Source organism: Serratia rhizosphaerae (assembly GCF_009817885.1).
GTDB lineage: Bacteria > Pseudomonadota > Gammaproteobacteria > Enterobacterales > Enterobacteriaceae > Serratia_B > Serratia_B rhizosphaerae.
The window spans coordinates 949,181-971,540 of record NZ_CP041764.1; the positions used below are offsets into that span (position 1 = coordinate 949,181).

General features: G+C 59.0%; 19 protein-coding genes, 1 pseudogene and 1 other annotated feature. Of the genes and pseudogenes, 6 read left to right on the forward strand and 14 right to left on the reverse strand.

Annotated elements, in window-relative coordinates; all coding sequences use genetic code 11:
• Positions 1 to 9 precede the first annotated feature (9 nt).
• Positions 10 to 414 (reverse strand): Cu(I)-responsive transcriptional regulator, encoded by a 405-nt coding sequence (cueR, locus tag FO014_RS04510; RefSeq protein ID WP_105230072.1) that lies wholly within the window; start codon positions 412 to 414, stop codon positions 10 to 12.
• A 625-nt stretch (positions 415 to 1,039) separates the two neighbouring features.
• Here cueR and FO014_RS04515 point away from each other — a divergent pair.
• The 3 genes and pseudogenes from FO014_RS04515 to ybaK form a co-directional block, all read left to right on the forward strand.
• Positions 1,040 to 1,240, forward strand: a pseudogene (locus FO014_RS04515) (cation transporter); the annotation flags it as partial.
• A 226-nt stretch (positions 1,241 to 1,466) separates the two neighbouring features.
• Positions 1,467 to 2,273, forward strand: a complete 807-nt coding sequence (locus FO014_RS04520) for a TraB/GumN family protein (RefSeq protein WP_160028027.1) — start codon at positions 1,467 to 1,469, stop codon at positions 2,271 to 2,273.
• Positions 2,274 to 2,506: 233 nt separating this feature from the next.
• Positions 2,507 to 2,986, forward strand: coding sequence for a Cys-tRNA(Pro)/Cys-tRNA(Cys) deacylase YbaK (ybaK, locus tag FO014_RS04525; protein ID WP_105230069.1), 480 nt, complete (start codon positions 2,507 to 2,509; stop codon positions 2,984 to 2,986).
• A gap of 60 nt (positions 2,987 to 3,046) precedes the next feature.
• On the opposite strand, the gene ushA is transcribed toward ybaK, so the two are convergent.
• Entirely contained in the window at positions 3,047 to 4,699 is a 1,653-nt protein-coding gene (gene ushA / locus FO014_RS04530) for a bifunctional UDP-sugar hydrolase/5'-nucleotidase UshA (protein ID WP_160028029.1), read from the reverse strand.
• Positions 4,700 to 4,880: 181 nt separating this feature from the next.
• Here ushA and FO014_RS04535 point away from each other — a divergent pair, with 181 nt between their 5' ends.
• Together FO014_RS04535 and ybaL are read left to right on the forward strand one after the other, a co-directional pair.
• On the forward strand, positions 4,881 to 6,101 hold the full coding sequence (locus FO014_RS04535; RefSeq protein ID WP_105230067.1) for an MFS transporter: 1,221 nt from the start codon (positions 4,881 to 4,883) through the stop codon (positions 6,099 to 6,101).
• A gap of 240 nt (positions 6,102 to 6,341) precedes the next feature.
• Complete coding sequence (gene ybaL / locus FO014_RS04540) at positions 6,342 to 8,033, forward strand: YbaL family putative K(+) efflux transporter (RefSeq protein ID WP_160028031.1); 1,692 nt, start codon at positions 6,342 to 6,344, stop codon at positions 8,031 to 8,033.
• Positions 8,034 to 8,072: 39 nt separating this feature from the next.
• Here ybaL and FO014_RS04545 read toward each other — a convergent pair whose 3' ends face one another.
• From FO014_RS04545 to FO014_RS04600, 12 genes are all read right to left on the reverse strand, one after another.
• The gene (locus tag FO014_RS04545) at positions 8,073 to 9,377 is read right to left on the reverse strand and encodes an inosine/guanosine kinase (protein ID WP_105230065.1); all 1,305 of its coding nucleotides are present in this window, start codon (positions 9,375 to 9,377) and stop codon (positions 8,073 to 8,075) included.
• 64 nt (positions 9,378 to 9,441) lie between these two features.
• Positions 9,442 to 10,404: a ferrochelatase gene (gene hemH / locus FO014_RS04550; RefSeq protein ID WP_160028033.1), complete on the reverse strand. Its 963-nt coding sequence runs from the start codon at positions 10,402 to 10,404 to the stop codon at positions 9,442 to 9,444.
• A 118-nt stretch (positions 10,405 to 10,522) separates the two neighbouring features.
• Complete coding sequence (locus tag FO014_RS04555) at positions 10,523 to 11,671, reverse strand: glycerate kinase (protein ID WP_160028035.1); 1,149 nt, start codon at positions 11,669 to 11,671, stop codon at positions 10,523 to 10,525.
• Positions 11,672 to 11,681: 10 nt separating this feature from the next.
• Positions 11,682 to 12,947 carry a GntP family permease gene (locus FO014_RS04560; protein WP_105230062.1) on the reverse strand — a complete coding sequence of 422 codons (1,266 nt, stop codon included), beginning with the start codon at positions 12,945 to 12,947 and terminating at the stop codon, positions 11,682 to 11,684.
• 119 nt (positions 12,948 to 13,066) lie between these two features.
• Complete coding sequence (locus tag FO014_RS04565; protein WP_160028037.1) at positions 13,067 to 14,200, reverse strand: sugar diacid recognition domain-containing protein; 1,134 nt, start codon at positions 14,198 to 14,200, stop codon at positions 13,067 to 13,069.
• A 163-nt stretch (positions 14,201 to 14,363) separates the two neighbouring features.
• Positions 14,364 to 15,008 carry an adenylate kinase gene (adk, locus tag FO014_RS04570; RefSeq protein WP_105230060.1) on the reverse strand — a complete coding sequence of 215 codons (645 nt, stop codon included), beginning with the start codon at positions 15,006 to 15,008 and terminating at the stop codon, positions 14,364 to 14,366.
• 312 nt (positions 15,009 to 15,320) lie between these two features.
• Complete coding sequence (gene htpG / locus FO014_RS04575; RefSeq protein ID WP_201282915.1) at positions 15,321 to 17,186, reverse strand: molecular chaperone HtpG; 1,866 nt, start codon at positions 17,184 to 17,186, stop codon at positions 15,321 to 15,323.
• A 142-nt stretch (positions 17,187 to 17,328) separates the two neighbouring features.
• Positions 17,329 to 17,934: a recombination mediator RecR gene (gene recR, locus FO014_RS04580; protein WP_015671237.1), complete on the reverse strand. Its 606-nt coding sequence runs from the start codon at positions 17,932 to 17,934 to the stop codon at positions 17,329 to 17,331.
• The gene (locus tag FO014_RS04585) at positions 17,934 to 18,263 is read right to left on the reverse strand and encodes a YbaB/EbfC family nucleoid-associated protein (RefSeq protein ID WP_105230058.1); all 330 of its coding nucleotides are present in this window, start codon (positions 18,261 to 18,263) and stop codon (positions 17,934 to 17,936) included. The genes recR and FO014_RS04585 overlap by 1 nt, the downstream gene beginning before the upstream one ends.
• A 42-nt stretch (positions 18,264 to 18,305) precedes the next feature.
• Positions 18,306 to 20,255 carry a DNA polymerase III subunit gamma/tau gene (dnaX, locus tag FO014_RS04590; RefSeq protein ID WP_160028041.1) on the reverse strand — a complete coding sequence of 650 codons (1,950 nt, stop codon included), beginning with the start codon at positions 20,253 to 20,255 and terminating at the stop codon, positions 18,306 to 18,308.
• Positions 18,909 to 18,973: a sequence feature (DnaX frameshifting element), on the reverse strand. It overlaps the preceding gene by 65 nt.
• Positions 20,256 to 20,402: 147 nt before the next feature.
• Positions 20,403 to 20,954 carry an adenine phosphoribosyltransferase gene (gene apt, locus FO014_RS04595; protein ID WP_160028043.1) on the reverse strand — a complete coding sequence of 184 codons (552 nt, stop codon included), beginning with the start codon at positions 20,952 to 20,954 and terminating at the stop codon, positions 20,403 to 20,405.
• A gap of 208 nt (positions 20,955 to 21,162) precedes the next feature.
• A complete protein-coding gene (locus FO014_RS04600; RefSeq protein ID WP_160031351.1) occupies positions 21,163 to 21,543 on the reverse strand; it encodes a DUF454 family protein in 381 nt (126 codons plus the stop codon).
• A 130-nt stretch (positions 21,544 to 21,673) separates the two neighbouring features.
• Between FO014_RS04600 and priC the strand changes: the two genes are divergently transcribed.
• Positions 21,674 to 22,210 carry a primosomal replication protein PriC gene (gene priC, locus FO014_RS04605; protein WP_105230054.1) on the forward strand — a complete coding sequence of 179 codons (537 nt, stop codon included), beginning with the start codon at positions 21,674 to 21,676 and terminating at the stop codon, positions 22,208 to 22,210.
• Positions 22,211 to 22,360 lie beyond the last annotated feature (150 nt).

Below are 22,360 nucleotides of genomic sequence, written 5' to 3' on the forward strand. Positions count from 1 at the left end.
CATCACCGCTTAACCCGGCGTATGGCAGCAGCCGGCCAGGTTATTAATGATCGGGCAGTCAGCGCCGTCATCGCCCGGACACTGCTCAGCCAGCGTCAACAGACGCTGGCGCATCTCCTGCAGCGCCTGGATATGTTTTTCTATCTCCGTCACCTTGTGCAGGGTACGCGCTTTAACGTCGGCGCTATGCCGCGCCGGATTGTTAAACAGGGCCACCAGCTCACGACACTCGTCCAGATTAAAGCCCACCTGCCGCGCCTGGCGCAGCAAGGTCAACTCTTCAATATGTTTAGGGTTGTAGCTGCGATAGCCGTTGTCGGTGCGGATCGGCGCGGTAACCAGGCCTTTTTCCTCATAGAAGCGGATGGCCTTGCTGGTTAAGCCGGTTTTTTTCGCCACATCGCTGATATTCATCGTTCCCCCCTTGACCTTACCCTTGCGGTGAAGATCCTGTATCGCGCAGTACCGTAACATACAGCGCCAGCTCAGCAGTTTACTAGTCTACCTCTAAACCCCCCGGCTCGCCTCCAGAATATGACGATACCCGTTAGGGCGTGGTACGCCGGCGCATCCAGCAGGCCGTCAGGAGATAAAGTTATCCTCAGCCTGCTCCAGGCCAATGGCTTTTTTGCAAAAATATTTTCCACTTAAATATATCAATACCATTTGTTGTATTTGATATATAAAAAAGAGACTAATATGATCCAAGACACGCTAAGAAGCGCAGAGTAACTCGGAATAAATCGCACAAAAACATAAACACCTAGTAAGATGATTACCGCAGGAATCAAATAAAAAAAGGACTGAATAAGCCATAACATTGCGCGTTTCATTTTCGCAAGATCTCATCTCTAGCGTCTGCGTTTTTTCCTTCGTTATTATCACTGCAATTTATTTCACAAATCACATTATTCATTTAATGCTCAATAAAAGTAAAATCTTGACCTTCCCCCAGCGGTAAGGTTTAACCTCATTCTCAGTGAAAAGCGTTAAGGCGGTCAAGCCTTAATCAATAATGCTCAAATGAAGGAGACAAACCATGTCGAATACTACCGTACTTACGCTGCAGGGCCTCACTTGCTCACACTGCGTCGGGCATACGCGTAAAGCTCTGGAAGCCGTTCCCGGCGTTACCGCCGCCGACGTCACCCTTGAGCAGGCCAAAGTCACCGGTGACGCCGCGCCGCAGGCGCTGATCGGCGCCGTAGAGCAGGCCGGCTACCACGCTCAGCTGGCCGGGTAACGCCACCGCTCATCGCGGCCGGCATTTCAGTAATCTCCTGCCGGTACCTCCCTCGGCGGCGCGTTAAGCCGCCGAACACCCTCTCCCCTTCCTCTTTGGGATAATTCCACCGTTTCTCAGGCTTTCCCACACGGCGCACAGCGTTTAGCATGGATCACACATTTCACCCATCAGCTTTCAAGTAATGTTGGAATCTTACAGGGATAAACAGGAGCTATGCCGTATGGGTCAACTGTTACGCCGTTTTGCCGTTTTTCTTGGCTTAATATCGCCAGCGGCCTACGCCTATCCGGGCATAGATATTACGCTGCCGGGCGATCGGCAACTGCATCTGGTCGGCAGTATCCATATGGGAACAGCCAATATGGCGCCGCTGCCCGCCCGGTTACTCAGCCGTCTGAAGCAGGCCGACGCTCTGATTGTCGAGGCCGATATCACTGGTTCAGCATCGCCGTTTGGCGAGGCGGAAGAGCAGCCGCCGCTGGCTGAACGCCTGAATGATAAGGAGCAACAGCGTTTACAGACGCTGTGCCAGGAGTTGGGCGCCGATAGTGCACTGTTCGATACGCTGCCCGGCTGGCAGATTGCGCTGACCATGCAGGCACGTCAGGCGCAGCGGTTGGGGCTGCGTGCGGAATACGGCATCGATTACCAGCTGTTGGACGCCGCCAAAAGCCAACAAAAAAAGGTGATAGAGCTGGAAGGCGCCGACACGCAGCTCAAAATGCTGCAACAGCTGCCCGAAGGCGGGATGGCGCTGCTGCGCGATACGCTGACGCACTGGCACACCAACGCCCGCCTGCTGCAAACCATGATCGGCTGGTGGCTGGACAGCCAGCCCAGCATCGCTCTGGATACGCTGCCCACCACCTTCAGCACCGGGCTGTATGATGTGCTGATGCATCAGCGTAATCTGCAGTGGCAACACCAGTTGCAGGCGCTGCCGCCCGGTAACTATGTGGTGGCCGTCGGCGCGCTGCACCTGTACGGCGAAGACAACCTGCCGGAGATGCTGCAAAAAGCGCCATAAAAAAATGGCCAATATCGCTATTGGCCAGTCAAAGAGGAATTTCTCATATTTTAGTTATACGCATGCAGCCGCTCAGCGGCTGCGGCAGACAGGGTAACAACCTGTATAACAACTTGGCAACCGACTTTACTTAGCCGGCATACTCATACCGCCAGCGTCGTACATTTGCCGGCATGCCGCCGTTCGGCGTACAGTTTACCCACTCTGGCTATTACGGTTTAAGGACACCGATTATGACACCCGCAGTCGTACTGCTTGAAAAAAACAGGGTCGCTTTTACGCTCCACCCCTACCATCACGATAGCGATGAAACCAATTTTGGCGATGAAGCGGTAAAAAAACTGGGGCTGAACGCCGACCAGGTGTACAAAACGCTGCTGGTGGCGCTGAACGGCGACGCCAAAAAGCTGGCGGTGGCGGTCACGCCGGTCGCCACGCAGTTGGATCTGAAAAAGGTCGCCAAGGCGCTGGGGGCAAAAAAGGCGGATATGGCCGATCCGCAGCTGGCGCAGCGCGTTACCGGCTATCTGGTAGGCGGCATCAGTCCACTGGGGCAAAAGAAACGGCTGCCGACGGTAATCGACAGCCCGGCGCAGCAGTTCGCCACCATTTTCATCTCAGGCGGCAAGCGCGGGCTGGATATTGAACTGGCGGCCGACGATTTATGCCGTCTTCTGACCGGCACCTTCGCCGATATCGCCAAGCGGGATTGAGTCCGTCACTGACGTCAGCGAACAACGGGCGGCCTGCTCACGCCGACCGCCCGTGATGCATTACTGATACACAATCTCGCCTTTCGGTTCGAACGCCGCCGCATCCAGCGGCGAGTGCTTCTCGATATACTTTTTCAGCACCTCGGCGTCGATAAAGCCGGTATTCACGTAGCTCGGCAGGCCGTCAATCTTCGGATAGCCATCGCCGCCCAGCGCGTTGAAGTTCAGCGTCGCCATCCGGTAGGTTTTATCCGCCTGCAGCGGTTGGCCGTTAATCTTCACCGCGCTGACGCCGCTGCCGTCCGCCACCAGGCTGACGTTGGCGAACTGCGCATAGGCGCCAGAGTCCGGCTTCATATTAGCCACCACCGCCAGATACTTCTCGATTTCACGGCCTGTCATATCGGCATACACCAGCGTATTGCCGAACGGCTGCACCTTGAGCACGCTTTTGTAGGTAATATCGCCGGCTTCGATAGAGTCACGCACCCCGCCGCCGCTCATCACGGCAAAGTCGGCGTTGGCGCGTTCCATCTGCGCCGCCAGCAGTACGCGCGCCAGATTGGTCTGTACAAAGCGGACTTTGCTGCGGTCCCCTTCCAGCTTGCCGTTGACGCTGCCGATTTTCACCTCCAGCTGCGCTTTGCCTTTATCCTGGAACGGCGTCAGCAGTTTCATCATCGCCGGATCTTCCGCGATCTGTCGGGTGTAGTAGACGCGCTCGCTGCTGCCGTCGGCCTTCTCCACCTTTTTCTTCAGGTTCACCGGGATCAGCTGATAATGCTTCAGCGTCAGCTTGCCGTTGCGGAACTGGAAGTCCGCCCGCCCGACGTATTTGCCCCATTCGTGCGCCTGCACGATCCAGGTGCCATTCTGCCGATCCGGCGAACACGGCGTGCCCGGCACATAGTCCACCTGTTTGTGGTTATCACTTGCCATGCATACCGGATCCTGCGAGTGGCCGCCGACGATCAAATCGAGGTAACCGGCCGGCAGGCTGCGCGCCATTTCCACATCCCCCGGCGCGTTGGAACCGTGATTGCCGTTATCGTAATGCCCCATATGGGTGGCGGCGATAATCACATCCGGCTGTTCCTCTTTGCGCAGTTGCTCTACCACCTGTTTGGCTTCCTGCGCCGGCGGGCGGGATTCGATATCGGTGAAATATTCCGGGTTGCCAATTTTGGCGGTATCGTCGGTCGTCAGGCCGAGAACCGCAATCTTGATGCCCTGCCGGTCAAACAGCGCGTAAGGCTTAAACAGCCGTTGCCCGCTGCTTTTCTGGTAGATATTGGCGGATAACAGCGGGAAGGTCGCCCACTTCTCCTGCTGGCGCAGTACGCTGAGCGGATTATCAAATTCGTGGTTGCCGACGGCCATCGCATCATAGCCGATCAGATTCATACCACGAAAATCCGGTTCCGCATCCTGCAGATCGGATTCCGGCACGCCGGTGTTGATATCACCGCCCGACAGCAGCAACAGGCTGCCGCCGCTGGCCGCCACCTCCTGACGAATGCCGTCCACCAGCGTTTTTTGCGCGCCGAGGCCATACTCCCCGTGGTCGTTTTGCCAGAAATGGCCATGATGATCGTTGGTATGCAGGATAGTGATGTCGTAGGTCTTATCCTTCTCCCAGGCGCTGGCCAATCCCGGCAGCAGACTCAGGGAAATCAGCAGCGCCCTGGCGCTGGCTGTTAACGAAAAACGCATGGCGACTCTCCAGATAATCTCAATAGGACAAGTAGTGATAAAGATGGAATTGTACCGTGAATTAATCGCTTACGATTTCAAATAATTGGGATATGCATCAAATTATGTCGCATATGGCAAAAAATAAACAACCCGCCTAAGATAGGAGCCTCTCTCTGTTACTTACCAGGCTAATAATAATATGACCGATCGTAGCGATAGCGCTGCGCCGCTGGCCGGCAACAGCGCGGTAAAAGGCACCGCTTTCTCGATTCTCGGCGCCATCAGCGTTTCCCACCTGCTCAACGATATGATCCAGTCGCTGATACTGGCGATCTACCCGATCCTACAGGCCGACTTTAACCTCAGCTTCGTACAGATCGGTATGATCACTCTGACCTATCAGCTGACCGCTTCCCTACTGCAGCCGCTGATTGGCTACTACACCGATAAATATCCGCAGCCTTACTCGCTGCCGATCGGCATGGGCTTTACCCTGTCCGGCCTGCTGCTGCTGTCGGTGGCCAATACCTTCCCGCTGGTGCTATTGGCCGCCGCGCTGGTGGGCACCGGCTCCTCGGTGTTCCATCCGGAATCGTCGCGGGTGGCGCGCATGGCCTCCGGCGGCCGCCACGGCCTGGCGCAGTCGCTGTTTCAGGTCGGCGGCAACTTCGGCAGTTCGCTCGGCCCACTGCTGGCGGCGCTGATTATCGCCCCATACGGTAAAGGCAATATCGCCTGGTTTACGCTGGCGGCGCTGCTGGCCATCGTGGTGCTGCTGCAGGTCAGCAAGTGGTATCAGCAGCAGCATCGCGCGGCACAGAATAGGCCGAAAACGGCGTCCGCCATCAAACCGCTGCCCAAACGCACCGTGGCGTTTTCACTGACCATTCTGCTGGTGCTGATTTTTTCCAAATACTTCTATCTCACCAGCATCAGCAGCTATTACACCTTTTATCTGATACATAAGTTCGGCGTTTCGGTGCAGAATGCGCAAATTCATCTGTTTGCCTTCCTGTTCGCCGTCGCCGCCGGCACCATTATCGGCGGGCCTCTCGGCGACAGGTTCGGCCGTAAATATGTTATTTGGGCCTCAATTCTTGGCGCGGCGCCGTTTACCCTGGCTTTACCCTACGTATCCCTGGCCTGGACCGGCGTTTTAACGGTGATTATCGGTCTAATTCTCGCCTCCGCCTTCTCCGCCATTCTGGTTTACGCGCAGGAGCTGATTCCCGGCAAAGTGGGGATGGTTTCCGGCTTATTCTTCGGTTTTGCTTTCGGCATGGGCGGATTAGGTGCGGCAGTGCTTGGCTATGTCGCCGATTTGACCAGTATCGAACTGGTTTACAAAATCTGTGCTTTCCTGCCGTTAATCGGCATTATCACCGCCTTACTACCGAATATGGACGGTAAGACGCGTTAAAGAAACCACTTTTCCCGGCTGAAAGCGATCGCGCAGCCGGGATTTCCTCATGCGCCAGGCTGGCTAATGCCTCAATGTCCGCCAAAATCCCCTGTTCATTCCCTTTCCGGCAATATTGCATACTTTTTTATAAAAAAGACAAACTCAGTCAAACTATGATTGATTAAATGCAATAAACTAAATGTATCAATACGTAAAAAAACGCCACCTGCCGTAACCCCTACCCAAGAAGGAGCCTGGATGCATCATTCAACACCGCTCATCACCACCATTGTCGGAGGCCTGGTACTCGCCTTCCTCCTCGGTATGCTGGCGAACCGCCTGCGCATCTCCCCGCTGGTGGGATACCTTGCCGCAGGCGTGCTCGCCGGCCCGTTTACTCCGGGTTTCGTCGCCGATATCTCACTGGCGCCGGAACTGGCGGAAATCGGTGTGATCCTGTTGATGTTCGGTGTCGGCCTCCACTTCTCCCTGAAAGATCTCCTCGCGGTTAAATCCATCGCCATTCCCGGCGCCGTGGCGCAGATTGCCGTCGCCACCCTGTTGGGGATAGGCCTGTCACGTCTGCTCGGCTGGGATCTGGTCTCCGGTCTGGTGTTCGGCCTGTGTCTGTCAACCGCCAGCACCGTGGTGCTGCTGCGTGCGTTGGAAGAGCGCCAGCTGATTGACAGCCAGCGTGGGCAAATCGCCATCGGCTGGCTGATCGTCGAAGATTTGGCGATGGTGCTGACGCTGGTGCTGCTGCCGGCCTTCGGCAACATGATGGACAATAACAACGCCAGCACCGCACAGCTGCTGAGCGAACTGGCGATGACCATCGGCAAGGTGATCGCCTTTATCGCGCTGATGATTATCGTCGGCCGCCGCCTGGTGCCGTGGATCCTGGCGAAAACCGCCAGCACCGGCTCGCGTGAGCTGTTTACCCTGGCCGTGCTGGCGCTGGCGCTGGGCATCGCCTATGGCGCGGTGAAGCTGTTCGACGTATCATTCGCCCTCGGCGCTTTCTTCGCCGGCATGGTGTTGAACGAGTCAGAGCTCAGCCATCGCGCCGCCCATGACACCCTGCCGCTGCGCGACGCCTTCGCCGTGCTGTTCTTCGTTTCAGTCGGCATGCTGTTCGACCCGCTGATCCTGATTAACGAACCGCTGGCGGTGCTGGCAACGCTGGCAATCATCGTCTTCGGCAAATCCGTCGCCGCTTTCCTGCTGGTCAGAATGTTCGGCCACTCCAAACGCACCGCGCTGACCATCTCCGCCAGCCTGGCGCAGATTGGCGAGTTCGCCTTTATTCTCGCCGGCCTCGGCATTGCGCTGGGCATGATGTCGGAACATGGCCGTAATCTGGTGCTGGCCGGCGCAATCTTGTCGATCATGATCAACCCGCTGCTGTTTACCCTGCTGGAGCGCTACCTGAGTAAAACGGAAACCATTGAGGAGCAGACGCTGGAAGAGGCGGTGGAAGAAGAGAAGCAGATCCCGGTGGATATGTGCAACCACGCGCTGGTGGTCGGCTATGGCCGCGTCGGCAGTCTGCTGGGCAGTAAGCTGCGTGAGGCCGGCATTCCGATGGTGGTGATAGAAAATTCCCGCCCGCGGGTCGAAGCGCTGCGTGAACAGGGAATTAAAACCGTGCTGGGCAATGCGGCCAACGGCGAAATCATGGAACTGGCGCGGCTGGACTGCGCGCGCTGGCTGCTGCTGACCATTCCCAACGGTTATGAAGCCGGCGAGATCGTGGCCTCGGCGCGCGGTAAGCGCCCCGACCTCGAAATAATCGCCCGCGCGCACTATGACGATGAAGTGACCTATATCACCGAGCGCGGCGCCGACCGGGTGGTGATGGGAGAAAGGGAGATCGCCAACAGCATGCTGACTATCCTGCAGCTTGAGAACATCAGCGAGGAAGAAAAGGCCGGCGCCTGCCCGATCTAATCCTGCACGGGCCGGTGCTCCGGCCCGTCATCTTCAGCCTCAGCGCTCCCAGTAGGCCTCTTCCAGGCTATCTTCCCGTTCAGGCAAACCGCGCGTCAGGCGCGGCGAATGCTGGTTCAGCACCTGATAACTGACGCGGTTGGCGTATTTACACACCTGCGCCAGCGAGGAATAGGTCAGGTAACTGCGCACGTGCTTGCTGGAGTTCGGCACATTGTTGCGGTGATAACCGTTGGCCGCGATATCATGCAGCAACGCCGACAGCGCGCCGTCGCCGGCGCCGTTGGTATTCATGATCTTTTCCGGGCCGCCCATATAAGGCGCAATGTGCGAATAGACGCGGAACGGATTTTCGCAGCTCTCGCGGCGCATGGCGCGGCTGAATTCATAGCGGTTGAATTCGGCAATATGGCCCGGCAGCAGCGGATGCTGCGTTTCGCGTTTGTTGGCCTCTTCGGTATAACCGGCCATATACAGGCCGTGCGGCCCGGCGGTGCACAGCACCAGATCCACCCACTCCAGCGCCATATCCGAAGCGGTCAGCGGATCGCTCAAACCGGTCAGCTCCTGCGCCTCGTCTTCGTTCATCGCCAGGATCGATACGTTGTCCCGCAGGAAATCACGCCACCACTGCGGATCGTCGGCGATCACATATTTGGTGCCCAACGTCAGCACCACCGGCACGTCATGCTTTTTAGCGTATTCAATCGCCTTCATGGTCGCCGCCGGCATCGGCTCGCCCGGTTTGCAGCGCACCAGATAGGAGGTCAGCACCAGCGCCGATGCATCGGCAATCACCGCCTCGGGAATGCTTTCCGGCATCAGCTGGTTCATCTGGCCGGGGCTGATGGCGAAGGTACGCTCACCGCTTTCGCTAATCAGCGTAAAGCAGCGGCCGATCGCGCCGTCCACGCCCTGCAGATAGTTGAGATCGGTACGGCTGGAAGTGTTGCACAAATACCGGTAAGCGTAACTGCCGATCTTGACGTTGCTGCACATCACGCCCAGCAGCACCGAACGGTCGTCCGCCAGCACCGAATAGTTGTGCAGCGTGTTGCCGATGGTGCCGCCGGCAAACTGATGGGTAATCAGATTGTTGTCGTTCAGTTCCTGATACAGCGCTTCCGCCACGTCATCTTCAATCACCAGCGAGTGCCCCAGACTCAGGCCGTAGCGCTGAACAAACGCATCATCCACTTTGGCTTCAATATCCACCAGCGTCTGGTCGATGCCGACGATATAAGAGGTGCTGACTTCATGCTCCGGTTGCGTCTGCTGCAGCAGCGGATCGCGGGCGTTCACCGGAAAATAGTGTTTGGATTTACGTTTACCAGGAAATTTCATGTGATTGGCGGTTTGTGGCAGTTAACAGGCGGGAAATGTTAACACATTCCCGCCGGATTGAAGATCAGAACTGCTGCGTCGCCAGTTGGCGCATCATCTCGATATGAGCCGGTTCGTCATTAAGTGCGGAGATGTACTCAAATTTTTCCCCGCCGGCCTGCAGGAAGATTTCGCGGTTTTGCTCTTTAATCTCTTCCAGCGTTTCCAGGCAGTCCGCCGAGAAGCCCGGGCAGATCAGCTGAATGTGCTTCACGCCCTGCGCCGGCAGCGATTTCAGCGTTTCATCGGTATACGGCGTCAGCCAGGGCTCGCGGCCGAAGCGGGACTGATAGGTCAACATAATACGCTCCGCCGGCAGCGGCAGCGTAGCGGCCAGCGCGCGGCGGGTGTCCTCACAGCGCAGCGGGTAGTCATCCCCGGTCTGCGCATAACGCTTGGGAATACCGTGGAACGAGAGCACCAGCCGATCCGGCTGCCCATGCTCGGCGAACGCGCGCTCAACGCTCTGCTGCAACGCAGAGATATAGGCCGGGTGTTCGGCATAATCGCTGATAAAACTGATGGACGGCAGACGGCGATAGCCGTGCAGCACGCGCGCAACGCCGTCCCAGACCGCGGCGCTGGTTGAGCAGGAGTATTGCGGATACAAAGGCAGCACCACCAGATGCGTCACCCCTTGCGCCAGCAGCTTATCGATGGCGTCGTTCAGGCTCGGCGTACCGTAGCTCATGCCCAGCTCCACCGGCACCGACGGCATGCTGGCGGCCAGCGCCTGCTGCTGCCGGCGGCTGTACACCAGTAACGGCGAACCTTCATCCATCCAGATCGACTGGTACAGTTTGGCAACGCGCGGCGAACGGATCGGCAGAATCACGCCGTTGAGGATCGGCTTCCAAATCAGCGGCGACGTATCCACAACGCGCGGATCGCTGAGGAACTCTTTCAGGTAGCGTTTTACCGCCGCGGACGTCGGAGCTTCTGGCGTACCAAGGTTGACCAGCAATACCCCATGTTTTTCTTGCGTCATTTCAGCGCCTCTTATTTCCGTTACGCTCGGCCTGTCGCCAATACGCTGCGGCCTTAAATAAATAAGGCCGTATTGTAACGAAAAAGCCGGGGGCTGAAACCGATATCAGCAACAGGCATTACCGTTCAGCCAGTCGCCATACCGCAGCGACGTTGCGCGCCGTGACTTCGAGGTTGCGCGCCGCGTCCGTCAGCGCCTCCTCCAGTGTCACCACCCGGTCCAGCACCGAGAACGCCGCATCGATGCCGTGCTGGTGCACCACCTGGTAATCACGCGTCAGACTGCCGGCAATGGCGATCACCGGCCGCTGATGACGCTTGGCGACGCGCGCGACGCCGATCGGCGTCTTACCGTGGATCGACTGGCTGTCGAGCCGCCCTTCGCCGGTGATCACCAGGTCAGCATCCTGCAGCGCCGCCTCCAGCCGCAGCGTTTCCACCACGATCTCAACGCCCGGCCGCAGTTCGGCATTGAGCATCCCCAGCAGCGCAGCGCCCATACCGCCCGCCGCGCCGGCGCCGGGCGCGTTAATCACCCCACGGCCGGTCACCCGCTCCAACAGCTCGCCATAGTGGCGCAGCGCCCGATCCAATTGTTCCACCATCTGCGGCGTCGCGCCTTTTTGCGGGCCAAACACCGCCGACGCGCCCTGCTTGCCGCACAGCGGATTATCCACGTCGCAGGCCACGGTGATCGTTACCCGCCGCAGGCGCGAATCCAGCGCGCCAAGTTCGATCTGCGCCAGATCCGCCAGCGCCGCGCCGCCGGCCGGCAGCGGCTGCCCCTGCCGGTCCAGCAGTTTAACCCCCAGCGCCTGCATCATGCCTGCGCCGCCATCGTTGGTGGCGCTGCCGCCGATGCCCAGAATAATGGCGCTGACGCCGCGATCGAGCGCCGCCAGTATCAACTCTCCGGTGCCGAAACTGGTGGTAATGCGCGGATCGCGACGATCGCCGCTCGCCAGATGCAGGCCCGACGCCGCCGCCATCTCGATCACCGCCGTTTTACCGTCCCCCAGCAGCCCGTAGAACGCCTCAACCGGCTGGCCCAGCGGCCCGGTGACGGTCACGTTGACAATTTGCCCGTCCGTCGCGGCCACCATGGCGTCGACGGTGCCTTCGCCGCCGTCGGCCATCGGCAGTTTCACATAGCGGGCATCCGGGTAAATCTGGCGGAATCCGCGTTCAATCGCCGTCGCCACCTCCAGCGCGCTCAGGCTCTCCTTAAATGAATCCGGCGCTATCACCACTTTATTCAGCGTTTTCATCGTCAATTCCTTATCCTGCCAGATTAAATACGCCGAACATCAGCGCGGAAACCGCCGCAATGGTGAAGCCCACCAGCGTTTCATACGGCAGCAGCTTCAGGCGTTCATGCACCGACATATTGACACTGCCGCCGGTGGCGTGGAAAAAACTGCCGTGCGGCAGGTGATCCAGCACGGTGGCGCCGGCATGAATCATCGCCGCCCCCGCCAGGCCGCTGACCCCCAACTCCAGCAGCGTCGTGCTGAAAACGCCGGAAGCGACGGCGGTGCCGGCGGTGGTCGAGGCGGTCGCCATCGACATCAGCGCCCCTGACAGCGGCGCCAGCAGCCAGGCCGGCAGTCCGGTATGCGTCAGCGTGTTAATCAGCACGTCCTTTAGCTGCGAGTTGGCGATAATCCCGGCCAGCGTGCCCGTCCCCAGCAGCATGATCGCCACCGGCGCCATCCGGCTCAGGCCGGACACCATAAACTGATTGCACTGGCGGATACGCCCCATCAGCAGCGCGCCGACCAATCCCCCTACCGGCAAGGCAATCAGCGGATCGATGGCGATACCGGCGATCGGCCTCAGCGACAGCAACAAAATGGCGATCAGCGGCGCGCTGATGGCAACCCAAAAACCGGGACGGGCGCCTTCGCTTTGAGAAGTCAGTTCCTCCGCGATCACCATGCTGCCGGTGTTGCTCAGCCGTTTGGCCAGCAGATAAGCCACCAGCAGCCCGCACAGGCCGGGCACGATGCCCGCCATCATCACCGAGGTCAGCGGCTGATGAAAATTATCCGCGGCGGCAATGGTATTCGGGTTCGGCGACATAACGTTGCCGGCCTTACCGCCGCCGATCATCGCCAACAGGATCGCCACCCGCGAGATCCCGGCCTTATGCGCTATCGACAGTGCGATCGGCGCCACGGTGATCACCGCCACATCGATAAATACCCCGACCGCCGTCAGGATCAGTGTAGCCACCGCCAGCGCCAGCAGCGCGCGGGTTTCGCCGACTTTACGCACGATGGTCTCGGCAATGGTGTGCGCTGCACCGGATTCGATCAGCACCCCCGCCAGTACGCCGGCGGCCAGGATGCGCATCACCGCGTTGGTGATGCCCTGCGCGCCGCTGATCATCAGCGTGACGGTTTCGACCAGATCGGCGCCGCCGCACAGCCCGCCGGCCAAGGCGCCGGCGATCATGCCGTATGCGGGTGGAACCTTGCGTAGAATCAGGACGATGGCGACGACTAGCGCCACCAGTGCGCCCAATGTGGATACCGTTGTCATTATTGTTATTCCCCGTTGTTGGTGTCAGACCAACATATGCCGCGCCGGGGCGGTTAACTTGAGAGGAAGCAACAAAAAATCAGCGGTCAGAACACCGGTTAGTTGTGGGTTTACACAATTTACTCATTGAGCAGCATGCCGATATAGAGCTGCAGCGCTGTCGTCAATACGTTGATTTTTAAACCGGTAATGGCTTCGATACGCTGCAGGCGATAGCGCAGCGTGTTGACGTGGATATGCAGCTGCAACGCGGTCTGCGTCTGATCACAGTTCCGCGAAAAATATTGCCGCAGGGTGTGGCGCAACACCCCTTTGTCATCCTGTTCGCTCAGGATGCGCCAGGGCTTGCTCAGCTCCAGCGCCCGCCAGTCTTCGCACATGTCGCACAGCAGCGACGGCAGCGGGTAGTCGTCATAGAACAGCGATTTATGACGCAGCTTCAGCCGCCGCGCCATCGCCTGGGTGGCGCGGGCCGTCAGCCCGGAACGAAAAACGCCCTCTTCGCCGGCGAAGTAACCGCCAACGATCAGCCGCACGTTGAAACGATGCTGCAGCCGGGCCTGCAGCGCCTGCGCCTGCTTACGCTCCAGCTTTTGGCTCCAGCTTCCCTGCAGCCAGCTGGCGGGGCGCAGCAGCACCAGTTCGTTGAGGCCGGTCATGGCGATCAGCGCTTCACGCTGGCCGCTCTCCAGCTCATTAAGCAGTTCGCGCAGCAGATGCGGCTGCCGATCGTGCAGCTCAATAATCCACACGATGCGCGGCTGCAGCAAATCCAACCCCAGATAGGCGGCCATTACCTCCAGCGCCGCCCGGTCTCCCGTCCCCTGCAGCAGCTGGTTGGCCAGCTCTTCGCGGTAACGCTTCTCCCACTGATGCTGGTCAAGCAGCGCCGCCTGCTCGACCATCAGCTCCGCCGCCATTTTGACCAGCTCCGCATAGTTGCGCACCTGCAGCGGATCGCCGGAAATACCGATCACCCCCACCCGCTGATTGCGGAAACAGAACGGCAGGTTAATCCCCGGCTGCACGCCTTTTAAGTGGGCGGCGGTGGCGACGTCAATCTCCACCACGCGGTTCTCCGTCAGCGCCAGCACCGCTCCTTCATGGCGCTGGAACAGGCGCGAGGCGTCGCCGGAAGCAATAATGACGCCGTTGTTGTCCATCACATTCACCGAGTAGGCGATAATGCCCATCGCGCGCTGGACGATTTGGCGGGCGGTGGATTCTTCCAAGAAATTGGTCGGTCTTAGCATGCGCTTCTTCCTGAAAACTGAAGTGTGGGCTGTTATACGTTATTCGCCGCGGAGAATTAAACATCAGTTCAAGCACAAAGCCAGACGGATCACATTTCATAAGAAAAAAAGGCAAAAAAAAACGCCGGACATCAGCCGGCGTTATATATCGACGAAAGGCGAATCAGTTCAGGATGGTCGCCAGCTCGGCGCTGACTTCGCTCACCTGACGGGTCCCGTCGATCTTGTGATACTGGGTGTTGCCCGCATCGGCTTCTTTGCGGTAGTAAGACACCAGCGGCGCGGTCAGCTGATGGTATTCCACCAGACGTTTGCGCACGGTTTCTTCCTGGTCATCTTTACGCGTGGTCAGCTCTTCACCGGTCACGTCGTCTTTGCCTTCCACCTGCGGCGGGTTGAATTTCACGTGATACACGCGGCCGGACGGCGCGTGCACGCGGCGGCCGACGATGCGCTCAACGATCAGTTCGTCCGGCACGTCGAACTCCAGCACGTAATCCACCTTGATGCCGGCTTCTTTCATCGCGTCAGCCTGCGGGATTGTGCGTGGGAAACCGTCCAGCAGGAAGCCGTTACGGCAATCTTCCTGGGCGATACGCTCTTTCACCAGAGCGATAACCAGCTCGTCGGTGACCAGCTTGCCGGCATCCATAATTTCTTTCGCCTGCTTGCCCAGTTCAGTGCCAGCCTTCACGGCTGCGCGCAACATATCACCGGTGGAGATTTGCGGAATGCCGTATTTCTCCATGATGAATTGAGCCTGAGTACCTTTACCAGCGCCCGGAGCGCCCAGCAGAATGATACGCATTGCGTAAATCCCCTTGCTATGTATCCCCTTCGCATCCCAGGCCCGCGGCCGGAATCTATCGGGTATAAGTTTTTATATTAAAATTGCGAAAACGCTCAACCATACCATTTTAGCGGTGGCCGGCTCAAGGCGCAGCAGGAAATCGATTGCGGCCAATAAACAGCCAACGGCATAAAAATGAAAGGGTTACATTCTCCGCCAAACCATGCGCCGATCGCCACCTGCCAGGAAAGGATCGCCCGCCGGGCCGCAGAAAGACAGGGCCGCAGCGTATAACGCCGCGGCCCCGGGAGGTTTAGGTATAAATCAGAATTATACTGACAGCAGTTTGTTCATCCGGCGGATAAACAGGTTCGGATCTTCCAGCGTGCCGCGTTCGGCCAGCAACGCCTGATCCAGCAGCAGATCGATCCACTCGGCAAATTGTTCGTTATCGCCCACGTCGGATGCGCGTTTGACCAAGGCATGCTCCGGATTCAGCTCGAAAATATATTTCACTTCCGGCGCCTGCTGGCCCGCTGCGGCGAACAGCTTCGCCATCTGGGTGCTCATTTCATCCGCATCGGTGGTGACGATTGCCGGCGTATCCGTCAGGCGGTGCGTCAGCCGCACGTCCTTCACCCGCTCGCCCAGCAGCGTTTTCACGCGATCGATAAACGGCTCCAGCTGTTTTTCCGCTTCTTTCTGCTCTTCGGTTTCATCCGCCAGTTTTTCCAGCGCTTCATCCGCCTTGCTGACCGACTGGAACACCTTGCCGTCAAATTCGGTCAGGTAGCTCATCATCCACTCATCGATGCGGTCAGACAGCAGCAGCACCTCAATGCCTTTCTTGCGGAACAGTTCCAGATGCGGGCTGCTGTTGGCGGCGGCATAGCTGTCGGCGGTGATGTAGTAGATCTTATCCTGCCCTTCGCCCATGCGGCTGATGTACTCTTCCAGCGACACGGTTTGCGCCGAGCTGTCGCCATGGGTAGAGGCAAAGCGCAGCAGCTTGGCGACGGCGTCTTTGTTGTTGGCGTCTTCCGCCGGGCCTTCTTTCAGCACCAGACCGAACTGCTGCCAGAACTTCTGATAGGCTTCTGCGTCGTCTTTCGCCAGTTTTTCCAGCATCTGCAGCACGCGTTTGGTCAGCGCGCTGCGCAGGTTCTGGGTCACGCGGCTGTCCTGCAGGATTTCACGCGAGACGTTGAGCGGCAGATCGTTGGAGTCGATCAGGCCGCGCACAAAGCGCAGATAGTTCGGCATAAACTGCTCGGCGTCGTCCATGATGAACACGCGCTGCACGTACAGCTTCAGCCCGTGCTTATGGTCGCGGTTCCACATATCCCACGGCGCCTGCGCCGGGATATACAGCAGGCTGGTGTACTCCTGCTTGCCTTCCACCCGGTTGTGGCTCCAGCTCAGCGGATCGCTGAAGTCATGGGCGATGTGCTTATAGAACTCTTTGTATTCGTCGTCGGTCACGTCCGACTTGCTGCGGGTCCACAGCGCCTGGGCCTTGTTGACCTTCTCCCAGGTGACGGTGTCGTCTTCTTCGTTCTTGGTTTCAATCTCAACCGGCAGCGCGATATGGTCGGAGTATTTGCCGATCACCGAACGCAAGCGCCAGGCGTCGAGATACTCATCTTCGCCTTCACGCAGATGCAGGGTGATGTCGGTGCCGCGGTCTTCTTTGGTGACATCGGCAATGGTGTAATCGCCTTCGCCGACCGACTCCCAGAATACGCCCTCATCGGCGGCGGAGCCTGCGGCGCGGGTGCGTACGGTGACTTTATCGGCGACGATAAACGCCGAGTAGAAGCCCACGCCAAACTGGCCGATCAGCTGGCTGTCTTTCGCCTGATCGGAGCCGATGGACTCCAGAAACGCCTTGGTGCCGGATTTGGCGATGGTGCCGAGGTTCTCAATCACCTCGTCGCGGCTCATGCCGATACCGTTATCAGAGATGGTCAGCGTACGCTGGTCTTTGTCGAAAGACAGACGAACGCGCAGATCGCCGTCGCCCGCATAGAGCTCCGGCGCGGACAGCGCGCGGAAACGCAGTTTATCCGCGGCGTCGGAAGCGTTGGAAATCAGCTCGCGCAGAAAAATTTCTTTGTTGGAATACAGCGAATGAATCATCAAATGCAGCAGCTGTTTGACTTCAGACTGAAATCCGCGGGTTTCTTGGCCTTTCATACTCATCGATTACCTCAAAGACAATTGGTACCAAAACGAACAATGAGTATCAGATGGGGATAAGCGCGTGTTTTTTCAAGCGGCTGGGGGGAAGTTTTTATGCAGAAACGGGATGCGTCGCGCATCCCGTTAACGGCAAACGTCAGAATTTGATGGCGTGACGCCCGGCCAGCGAATGCGACAGCGTGGTGCCGTCGACCATTTCCAGCTCGCCGCCAACCGGCACCCCGTGGGCGATGCGGCTGGCCAGCACGCCGTACTGACCGCACATCTCCGCGATGTAGTTGGCGGTGGCTTCCCCTTCAACCGTCGGGTTAGTCGCCAGGATCACCTCGGCGATCTCCTCCTGCTCAAGCCGCTGCTCCAGCCGGTCGAGGCCGATATCGGCCGGGCCGATGCCGTCCAGCGGCGACAGATGCCCCATCAGCACAAAGTAGCGGCCGGCAAACTGGCCGGTCTGCTCAATGGCGTGGATATCCGCCGGGCTCTCCACCACGCAGATCTGGCCGTTTTGCTGACGGCGCGGATTGGCGCAGATGGTGCAGACATCTTGCTCGGTAAAGGTGCGGCAATCGGCGCAGTGGCCGATTTCCGACATGGCGCGGGTCAACGCCTGCGCCAAACGCATACCGCCGCTGCGATCCCGTTGCAGCAGTTGGAACGCCATACGCTGCGCCGATTTCGGGCCTACGCCCGGCAGGCAGCGCAGCGCCTCCATCAATGACTCCAGCAGCGGACTGGTTTGCATCAGAATGGCATCTTAAAGCCAGGAGGCAGTTGCATGCCGCTGGAGACCGACGCCATTTTCTCTTTCTGCGTTTCTTCGATGCGACGCGCGGCGTCATTGAACGCAGCGGCGATCAAATCTTCCAGCATCTCTTTGTCGTCTTCCATCAGGCTTGGATCGATCTCCACGCGGCGGCAGTTGTGCGCCCCGTTAATCGTCACTTTCACCAGGCCAGCGCCGGATTCGCCAGTTACTTCCAATTTGGCGATTTCTTCCTGCATCTGCTGCATTTTTTCCTGCATTTGCTGGGCTTGCTTCATCATGTTGCCCAGACCGCCTTTACCAAACATAGTCGTCTCTCGTAGCAATGGGCCGCGCAGGGTGCGCAGCGATTAAAGGGGGCGAATACTCTCTTCATCCAAATCCGCATCGAAGAACCGACGCAGCGTCTGAATGTTGGTATCCGCAACGATAGACTGACGCGCCTGCGCCAGTTTTTCTTCATAAATGGCTTGCCGCCATTCCAGCGGAGTACGCTCCGCCGGGTTTTCGTCTTCCACCACCGTCAGCTCAACCGGACCGCCGTGCAGCTCGCTGAGCGCCTCGCTGAGCGCCTTCTGCGCCGAAGGCGAATTCAGATGGCGCTGCGCCGGCCGCAGGTGAAGACAAATCTTGCCGGGTGCCTGCTGCTCTTTAAAGGCGTTTAACGCCAGCTGCTGCACCAGTTTGGGAATGTTAAGCTTATCGATTTCCGCCGCCCAGGCGTCGCGTTCGATCGACTCTGCCACCAGTTTAGCCGACAGTTCGGGCGTTTTTTCATGTTCCAGCGCGGTGCGCAGCGCCTTCGGCGTGGCGACCGGCTCAGGCGCGGCTTCCGGCTCGGTTTGCGCACGCCAGCGGTAAGCTTCCGGCTTGGCCGGTTTCTGCTGCACGATCTTTTCCGCCTGACGCTGCTGGCTGCGCTCAGTCACGGAAGCTAATCGCTCCAGCGCTGAGTTTGCCGGCCGCGCTCTTCCTGGCGCCGCCGGCTCACTCTTTTTTGCGGTGGATGCCCCCTGTTGCCGCTGCAACTGGGTGCGCGCCTTCAATAACTGCGCGGTGGCATCCGGTAATGATGTTGCCGCCGCGCGTTGCGGCGGTGCGCTGCTGCCCAACGGCGGCGGCGTATCCTGCATGTGCTGCACCTGCGGTGCTTGTGGCGCTTGCGGTGCCTGAACGGCCACCGGCGCACTGGCGACCGGCTCCGGAATCAATGCCTTGGGATGAAACGCCAGCGCGCGCAGCAGCGTCATTTCGACGCCCATACGGCGATCCGGCGCGTAGGCCAGTTCTTTACGGCCGATCAGCAGCGTTTGGTAATACAGCTGTACGTCGGTCGGCGGCAACGTGCGGGCCAGCTCGCGCAGCCGCTGCTCAATCGCCGCGTAGTGGTTATCCAGCACCGACGGCAGCAGTTGCACCATGGCAATCCGGTGCAGCAGCGCCAGCGTCTCCACCAGCAGGTTTTCCCAGTCGACGCCGCGCGAAGCGGCCTGCGCCACCTGCGCCATCACCTTTTCACCGTCGGCGGTCACCAACGCTTCAAGGATCGCCAGCGGCTGTTCGTCGTCCAGCGTGCCGAGCATCTGGCTGACGGTGGCGGCGGTAACCTGCCCCTGCCCCATGGCGATCGCCTGATCGGTCAGGCTCAGGGCGTCACGCATGCTGCCGTCGGCGGCGCGCGCCAGCAATTGCAGCGCACGCGCGTCGCTGGTGATGCTCTCGGCCTGCAGCACCGTCTCCAGCTGGTTGCGGATCTGTTCAACGTCCAGGGCTTTCAGATGGAATTGCAGGCAGCGTGACAGAATGGTCACCGGCAATTTCTGCGGATCGGTGGTCGCCAGCAGGAATTTGACGTGCTCCGGTGGCTCTTCCAGCGTTTTCAGCAACGCGTTGAAGCTATGACGCGACAGCATATGCACTTCATCGATCAGGTAGACCTTGAAGCGGCCGCGCGCCGGCGCGTACTGCACGTTATCCAGCAGATCGCGGGTGTCTTCCACTTTGGTGCGCGAGGCGGCGTCGATTTCAATCAGGTCGACAAAACGCCCCTGCTCAATCTCGCGGCAGTTATCGCATTGACCGCACGGCGTGGCGGTGATGCCGGTTTCACAGTTCAGGCCTTTGGCCAGCAGGCGGGCGATGGTGGTTTTACCCACGCCGCGCGTGCCCGAGAACAGATAGGCGTGATGAATCCGCCCCAGCGAGAGGCCGTTAGCCAGCGCCGTCAGGACATGTTCTTGTCCGACAACATCTGCAAACGTTTGAGGGCGCCACTTACGGGCGAGAACCTGATAGCTCATTAATACCGGAGAAGTCGAGTAATCTGGAGGGTCATGCTAACACAGCCCCGCGCCAATCCGCGAGGCCGATATACGCATTGCATCGTCAAACCGCCGCGCGTAAGCCAGCGACGGCGGGTAACATGCCGGGCGGGAAGCCGCCGTCAATCAATGGCCGGCGAAATTCACCAGGCAGTAGCAATCGATGCCCTGCTTGTTCAGACGCGCTTCGCCGCCGAGATCCGGCAGATTGATGATAAACGCCGCATCTTTGACTTCGCCGCCCAGGCGGCGGATCAGCTTGGCGGTGGCCTCGATGGTGCCGCCGGTCGCCAGCAGATCGTCCACCACCAGCACGACGTCGCCGGCTTCGATGGCGTCGGTGTGAATTTCCAGCTGATCGGTGCCGTACTCCAGCTCATAGCTTTCGCTCAGCGTGGCACGCGGCAGTTTGCCCGGCTTGCGCACCGGCACAAAGCCCACGCCCAATGCCAGCGCCACCGGCGCACCGAACAGGAAACCACGCGCTTCGGTACCAACCACTTTGGTGATGCCTGCATCGCGATAACGCTCGACCAGCAGTTCGATGCTGGAAGCATAAGCCAGTGGGTTCTCCAACAGGCTGGTGACGTCACGGAACAGTATGCCCGGCTTCGGGTAATCCGGAATGGTTTTGATACTGTCTTGAATAAACTGAAGCTGCTGCGCAGTAGCGGTCATAATTATTGCCTGATAAAACTGCTTAAAACTGGAACGCGGGACGCCTGAAATCCGGGGCGCCTCGAAGGGAGGATGCCCTGAAAAAGGAAAATAAGGAGGTAACCCGCGCACGAAAACGCTCAAATTTATGCAAACTGACGCACAAATGCAACCGTCCCTTGCTGTAGGCTTGCCGTTGCCCGTCCGTTCTACCCATCATAATCGGCGTTCAGCGCTGTTTTTCTTGTGGCAGATCAACAACCGGTAGACGCCACATAAAAATCAGCAACGCAAACAGCATCAGCAATAACAAAACGCGCAGCCAGCCGATGTTCACCAACCAGATCGACACGGCGAAGGTCAGCACGCTCAGCAGCATCGCCTTCCATTTGGCGCCGGGCGGCAGCGCCTTATGCTGCTGCCAGTGGCGCAGATAGCCGCCGCACCAGGAGCGATACAGCAGCCAGTGGTGAAACCGCGGTGAGGATCGCGCAAAACACCAGGCCGCCAGCAGCAAAAACGGCGTCGTCGGCAGCAGCGGCAACACCACGCCGAACGTCGCCAGCACCACCGCCAGCCAACCGACCACAATCAACAGCCAACGCGCCATCATTTTCCCCCTTCGCCATGCAGCCTCCACTTTACCACCGCTCCGGGCCGGCGAGGTAACATTCCCCTGCCGCCGCCGCTTTCGGGTACTATAGCGGCTAACCCGATAACGCCCGTTAGGACACACCACCGTGAGCACACACCGACTGATACAGGTTCTGGAACAGCAGATCGCCCAACTGGCCGGCGAGGTCTCGCCGCACGGCGACGCGCCGATCCCGCAGGCCCGCTTCGACAGCGCGCTGTTCAGCCACCAGGGCACGCGGCTGCGCGACTATCTGGCGCAGATTCAGCACAACTTTGCACAGCTGCAAACCGCGGTCAGTGAAAGCCGTACGCCGCAGGTGGCGTTTCTGGCGGAAAAGCTGGTGGCGCAGATCGCCGCGCTGCAACGCGAACTGGCGACGCAGGCGCTGCGGCGTAAAAACCAGCCCAAGGCGGCGAAAGAGGAAGATCTGTATCACAAGCTGGCCGAGCATCAGGATTATGAACGTCGGCTGATCGCCATGATTCAGGATCGGGAAAGTTTACTCGGCGCGCAGACTACGCTGGCGGCGCAGCGCAAGCTGCAGCAGGAAGTGGCGGCGCTGGAGGGACGCCTGATGCGCTGTCGTCAAGCGCTGACGCGCATCGAGCGCGGTATTGAGCGTAAAGAAAACGGTTTTTGAAGATTTGTCACAATATTTGAAGGAAAATGCCCGGCGCCGCCCGACCTTCACTATACTCAATGCCTGTTCACGGGTAGCTTCCCGTTATTTTCCGACATATTAGGCGCGACCATGCCGGATATATTTACTCATTGAATTAAACGTTGGATT